This window comes from Campylobacter sp. LR291e, assembly GCF_008633915.1.
In the GTDB taxonomy this organism is placed as follows: domain Bacteria; phylum Campylobacterota; class Campylobacteria; order Campylobacterales; family Campylobacteraceae; genus Campylobacter_D.
In genome coordinates, this window is sequence record NZ_VJNV01000029.1 from 1 (window position 1) to 5,761 (window position 5,761).

The 5,761-nt window shown below is 28.1% G+C and carries 4 protein-coding genes and 3 pseudogenes; 3 read left to right on the forward strand and 4 right to left on the reverse strand.

Going from position 1 to position 5,761, the window contains the following annotated elements; all coding sequences use genetic code 11:
- Nucleotides 1-350: pseudogene (locus FMM58_RS08770) on the forward strand (hypothetical protein); the annotation flags it as partial.
- 6 nt (nucleotides 351-356) lie between these two features.
- Here FMM58_RS08770 and FMM58_RS06755 read toward each other — a convergent pair.
- On the reverse strand, nucleotides 357-1,115 hold the full coding sequence (locus FMM58_RS06755) for an exodeoxyribonuclease III (protein WP_150140095.1): 759 nt from the start codon (nucleotides 1,113-1,115) through the stop codon (nucleotides 357-359).
- 89 nt (nucleotides 1,116-1,204) lie between these two features.
- Between FMM58_RS06755 and FMM58_RS06760 the strand changes: the two genes are divergently transcribed.
- Nucleotides 1,205-1,456, forward strand: a complete 252-nt coding sequence (locus FMM58_RS06760) for a replication/maintenance protein RepL (protein ID WP_150140096.1) — start codon at nucleotides 1,205-1,207, stop codon at nucleotides 1,454-1,456.
- Nucleotides 1,446-2,441 (forward strand): dihydroorotase, encoded by a 996-nt coding sequence (gene pyrC, locus FMM58_RS06765; RefSeq protein ID WP_150140097.1) that lies wholly within the window; start codon nucleotides 1,446-1,448, stop codon nucleotides 2,439-2,441. Before FMM58_RS06760 ends, pyrC begins: the two co-directional genes overlap by 11 nt.
- Before the next feature lie 103 nt (nucleotides 2,442-2,544).
- Here pyrC and FMM58_RS06770 read toward each other — a convergent pair whose 3' ends face one another.
- The 3 genes and pseudogenes from FMM58_RS06770 to FMM58_RS06780 form a co-directional block, all read right to left on the reverse strand.
- Nucleotides 2,545-3,069, reverse strand: coding sequence for a hypothetical protein (locus tag FMM58_RS06770; RefSeq protein WP_150140098.1), 525 nt, complete (start codon nucleotides 3,067-3,069; stop codon nucleotides 2,545-2,547).
- Nucleotides 3,070-3,586: 517 nt separating this feature from the next.
- A pseudogene (locus tag FMM58_RS09250) lies at nucleotides 3,587-5,364 on the reverse strand (DASS family sodium-coupled anion symporter).
- A gap of 280 nt (nucleotides 5,365-5,644) precedes the next feature.
- Nucleotides 5,645-5,761, reverse strand: a pseudogene (locus FMM58_RS06780) (methyl-accepting chemotaxis protein); the annotation flags it as partial.

The window sequence follows — 5,761 nt, forward strand, 5'->3', positions numbered from 1 at the left end:
TAAAACTAGAAAATGATATAAATACTTATGATAATGCTAAAAATCGTATTAAAAATCATTTAGCCTATAAATTTGGAAGAGCTTTAATTGAAAATTCAAAAAGCATAAAAGGCTATATAAAATTACCTTTTATATTATGGTTTATAAGGTTAAAAAATTCGCTAAAAGAGACAAATCATAGACCTCTTGAAAGCTATGCTGATTACAAAGAATCCTTAAAGATAAAGGAATATTTTTCTTATCAACTAGGACTTTTGTTTATGAAAGCTTATAAAAATAAATGGAGTGGAGGTTTGATTAAATTTTATTTTAAAGATATAAAGGAATTAAAGAAAAGGTATAAAAGCTAAAAAAGCTTAAATATCAAGTTCAATTCCAACAGGAGCGTGGTCTGATCCCATTATATCAGTTCTTATATAAGCATCTTTTAATTTATCTTTTAAGCCCTTTGATATGAAAAAATAATCAATCCTCCAGCCCACATTTTTTTCTCTAGCTCTCATTCTATAACTCCACCACGAGTATTTATCCTTAATATCTCCATGAATTTGCCTAAATGTATCTATAAAGCCAAGTTTTAATAAATCATCAATCCAAGCCCTTTCAATAGGTAAAAAGCCCGAAGTATTCGCATTTGCCTTTGGGTGAGTTAAATCAATTTCTTTGTGCGCAGTGTTAACATCTCCACAAATGATAATTTGTCTATTTTCTTTTAAAAGCTTTTTTAAATAAGCTAAAAAATCCTTGTAAAAGTCCATTTTATAAGCAAGTCTAATTTCATCCTTTTGACCATTTGGAAAATATATATTAAAAAGGGTAAAATCCTTAAAATTATGTTCTAAAACCCTACCCTCATCATCGTTGAAAAATTCGCATTTTTTGGTAGTATTTTCAAAATTACAAAGGCTCATTACCCCAGAATAACCCAGTCTTTTTGCAGAATTTGAAAACATTTGCTTAAAGGGTAATTCATAAATTTTTTTAGGAAAATTATCCTCACTTGCCTTTATTTCTTGAAAACCTACAAAATCAAATTTTTCATTTTCTAAAAAATCAAGTCCGCCCTTGCCACAAATCGCCCTTAGTCCATTTACATTCCAAGAAAGTAGTTTCATTTTTATCCTTTATTAAAAGCTAAATTCTAACAAAAAGGCATTAACAAAAATTTTTGTTATAATATAAAAATTTAATTTTGGTAAGATTTATGAGTGAAAATTTTATATATTTAATAAAAGAAATTTTAGGCAAAAAACGTTTTGAAATTTTTAAATTTATTTGTGAAAATTGCGATGAAAGTGGCTTTTTATTTATGAAATTAGATGATATTATGAAAACTTTAAAGCTAAGTAAGCCAACCCTTATTGCAAGTTTTAAATTCCTAGAAGAAAAAAAGCTTTTAAAAAGGCTTAAAAATGGACTTTATAAGATTAAATTAGGAGAAAAAAATGAAGCTTAAAAACCCCTTGGATATGCATTTACATTTAAGAGATAAAAATATATTAAAGCTTGTTACACCCCTTTCTAGCAAGGATTTTAGGGCTGGGGTTATAATGCCAAATTTAATCCCCCCACTTTGTAATTTAAAGGCATTAAAAGCTTATAAAAAACGCATTTTAAAAATTAGTGAAAATGATAATTTTACGCCCTTAATGACTTTGTTTTTTAAGGATTATGATTTTAAATTTTTAGAAAAAATAAAAAATGAACTTTTTGCTATAAAGCTTTATCCAGCAGGGATTACTACAAATTCTAGTAATGGCGTTTCAAGCTTTGATTTAGAAAAATTAAAACCTACATTAAGTGCCATGAGTGAATTAAAAATTCCTTTATTAGTACATGGCGAAACAAGTGATTTTGTAATGGATAGGGAGGCAAATTTTGCAAAAATTTATGAAAAACTTGCTAAAAATTTCCCAAATTTAAAAATAGTTATGGAACATATCACTACAAAAAGACTTTGTAATTTGCTAAAAGATTATGAAAATTTATACGCTACGATTACCTTGCACCATTTAATGCTAACCCTTGATGATGTAATAGGAGGCAAAATGTGTCCTCACCTTTTTTGTAAGCCTATTGCTAAAACCTATAAAGATAAAGACGCCCTTTGCGAACTAGCCTTTAGTGGCTTTGAAAAGGTAATGTTTGGAAGCGATAGTGCACCTCATCCAAAAAGCGATAAAGAAAATTGTGGCTGTGCAGCAGGCGTTTTTTCAGCCCCTGTTATACTTTGTGAACTAGCTAGGCTTTTTAATAAACACTCAAATGAAAAAAATCTACAAAAATTTATTAGCGATAATGCTTGTAAGATACATAATTTAAAATTTAAAAATGAAAAAATTATCACCCTAAAAAAAGAAAAACACAAGGTGCCTTTAAAATATGGCACCTTGATACCTTTTTTAGCAGGGCAAAATTTAGAGTTTAAAATTATTTATTAAATTCCTCTTTAAGCCTTGGTACTTCTTTAAATAAAAAATAAATAAACCACCTTTCTTTTTATATGAATTTATCAAAGTGCTTCCTAAAAGTAAGATTATATCTTTAAGGCTTCTTTATAGTCCTATAAGCACTTAGTGGTAAGGAATTTTGCGTTAAGTTTTGCTTATGTTTTTTAGTAATACACCTTAAAATAAAAGGTATTTTAATTAAGCCCCATAAAGAATGAGAATTTTCTATCATTGCCCTGCCTAACTTATAAGAAAGGTGGTTTTGCACCCTTTGCTTAGCTGTGCCAAATTTAAACTCAAATTTCAAATCTTTTAAATCGTTTATTATTTCTTTTGATAATTCAATATGAGTTTTATATTCCTTGCTTTCTAAGGCTTTTAAATCCTTTCTTATATTATTGTAAGTGTTTATTGTTTCATCCATGTTATTACTTAGATAAATTTTGTTTCTAGCATCAGGTATAATCTTTCTTATAAAAGATAAATCGTAATTTTGTAACCTCTCTCTTTTATTTATTATGCTCCAAATACTTTGGTCATGTCTATTTTGTATAAAAGTTTCTAGTTCTGGTAATTTTGAAGGAGAATCATCTATCAACTCAAAGTGATTATAAAACATATCTAACCACTCTTTTATTAATGTTTCACTTTTCAAGCATTTTTTAATAAATAACACCCCCAAATCTGCGTTGAATTTAAAAAATCTTTATTATCAAGCAAATCATAATAAGCTAAAAAATCAGCCTTATTCCAAGTATGTTCTTTATGTATAGGATTTCCAAAAACTCCTATAAGTTCTTCTTTATCTGTATCTTTGATTAAATCTTGTAAAATATGTTTATTGTTTATATTAAACTCACAACCTATATCAGCATATATTAAAATATCATTATCATTTATTTGTTTTAAAGTTTCTAATATTATAAAGGGTTTCCAGCACCAATATCCAAACCTCTACTTACCTGAGCCCCCCATTTCTATCATACTACTTCTTATACCTTGATGGCAAGTACTATAAAAATCTGGCTTTATATATATTTTATCCTTAAAATCATTTATAAATTTTAAGGGCAAACTTGTTTCTGTGTATATAAAAATATAGCAATTATAACGATTTTTTATTATAAAAATTTAAATCAATAAAAACCAAGAAGTTTCCACCATATAAAACCTGCACCAAGCATTACTAATATATCTACTACTGACATTATAAATCCTACTTTCCACCATTCTTTTAAGCTTACATAATTTGTCCCAAAGATAACTGGTGCAGTACCTGTTGCATAATGAGTTATAGCCATCATTACATTACCTGCACTAAGCAAAATAAAAGCATACAATAGTGCAGGCACACCAAGTGCTAAACCTGCACTATAAAAGACCAAAAACATAGCAGATATATGGGCTGTTGTGGAGGCGAAAAAATAATGTGCATATAAAAAGGCAAGGGCTAAAAAAATCATAGCAGAATATTCACCAAGACCCATAATACTAGCTAAATTACCAAGCCAATCGGCTAAAAATTTAGCGACTCCTAACTTGCCTAACATATTTGCCATCATAACAAGGGCAGAAAACCATACTAAAGTATTCCAAGCATTTTTTTCAGCTAAAATCTCTTTAAAACTTAAAACATTACTAAGTATTACCAAAGAAAGTCCTAAAAATGCTACTGTTGTCGCGTTAAGGGTTATTGAAAACAATAAATTTAAAGTCCCTGTCCATAATAAAAGTAAGAGTAAAAACACACCAAGCATTATCTTTTCATCTTTTTTCATTTTACCAAGTTCTTGTAATTTTTCTCTTGCAAAAACTTGTGCATTTGGCGTGGATTTAATTTGAGGTGGTGATAAAAAATATATAACTAGTGGCATTAAGGCCATAGCTACAAGACCGGGTACTAACATACCTAATGCCCATTGTCCCCATGTAATATGTATATTCATATTTGTAGCTTGTGCAACTAAATCAACTACTAAAGGATTTGGTGCAGTAGCAGTTATAAACATAGCAGAAGATATAGGATTTGCTTGAAAATTTACTAAAGAAAGATAGGTGCCAATCTTTTTTTGCGTTAATTCTTCAGGGCTTGATTTAAAGGCTTGTGAAATAGCTTGTATAATAGGATTATAATAGCACCAGCCCTTGCTGTATTAGATGGAGTAACTGGGGCTAGTATAGTTTCTGTTATAGCACTAGCGTAAGCTATGCCTATAGTTTTTTTGCCAAAAATACCAATAAAATAATAAGCAATTCTAGCCCCAAGCCCTGTTTTAATCACACCACGGGCTACCATTACAGAAACTACTATAAGCCATATTAAAGAATTTGAAAAACCGCTAAGTGCATCTTTAATGCCCGTTGAAGATTTTAATTTACTGATATTTTCATATACTATTTTATCAATTTCCTCTTGACTATGATTTTGCAAGGCTAATTCATTAAGAAACTCAATCTTAGTTGAAGAAATTAATCTATCGTTCATTACTTTAGACCTTTCTTTTGTATAAATTGTGCTAAGTTCATTGATTAACTCTTTTGTATCTTGATTAAAATTAATCTTATTTTTATCATTAATAGCATTATTTAAAGCCTTTATAATAGCTGTTTCTAAACTAAGATTTATGTTTTCTTTTGTATTGTCCTTTAAAACAAGATTTTCAAGGCTTCGTATGTGGTTTAATCTAATATCACTATCCTTTGTGCTAATACCACTAAGTGCTACTATTGCAATAGCTATTAAACAAATAGCCCCAAGTGGCATTACTTGCAAGATTACAGCTAAAATCACTGCTATAAATAACCCTAAAAATATCCATGCATTATATTCTAAACTAATAGGCGCTGGTATAATAAAAAATGCTAAGACCACTAAGATAAAAATAATTAAATGTGGAATTTTTCTCTTTTGCATAGTTTTTCCTATATTATAATTTTTTTAAAAAACTAATCATACAAAAAAAAAAAAAAAATCAATTGCTCAAAATAAAAGTAGTTTTTAAAATTTTTTTATTTTAACGAGATTTAGCTATCTTAGCTTTATTATAATTTAAATTTGTTTAAATATTTAAAAAAGCTTATAGCCTTAACCTTTAAAACTAAAAGCTCTTTAAAAAAAAACTTTATATTTTTAAATTTACTATTTTAACAAAAGCCTTTATTGAAAATTTAAAAAGGGGCTTAACCCCTTTTATTTAAAATTTCTTTGTGTGAACGTCATCTAAGATATTTTTAGCTATATTATTTACAGAATTTGAAATAATAGAAGATTCATTAGCTATTTTTACATTGTCTTTTGTGCTTTCATCGAT

Excerpts from the sequence above, each read along its gene's own strand:
- pyrC (WP_150140097.1), top strand. The coding sequence starts at position 1,446 with ATGAAGCTTAAAAACCCCTTGGATATGCATTTACATTTAAGAGATAAA.
- FMM58_RS06760 (WP_150140096.1), top strand. The coding sequence starts at position 1,205 with ATGAGTGAAAATTTTATATATTTAATAAAAGAAATTTTAGGCAAAAAA.
- FMM58_RS06755 (WP_150140095.1), bottom strand. The coding sequence starts at position 1,115 with ATGAAACTACTTTCTTGGAATGTAAATGGACTAAGGGCGATTTGTGGC.
- FMM58_RS06770 (WP_150140098.1), bottom strand. The coding sequence starts at position 3,069 with ATGTTTTATAATCACTTTGAGTTGATAGATGATTCTCCTTCAAAATTA.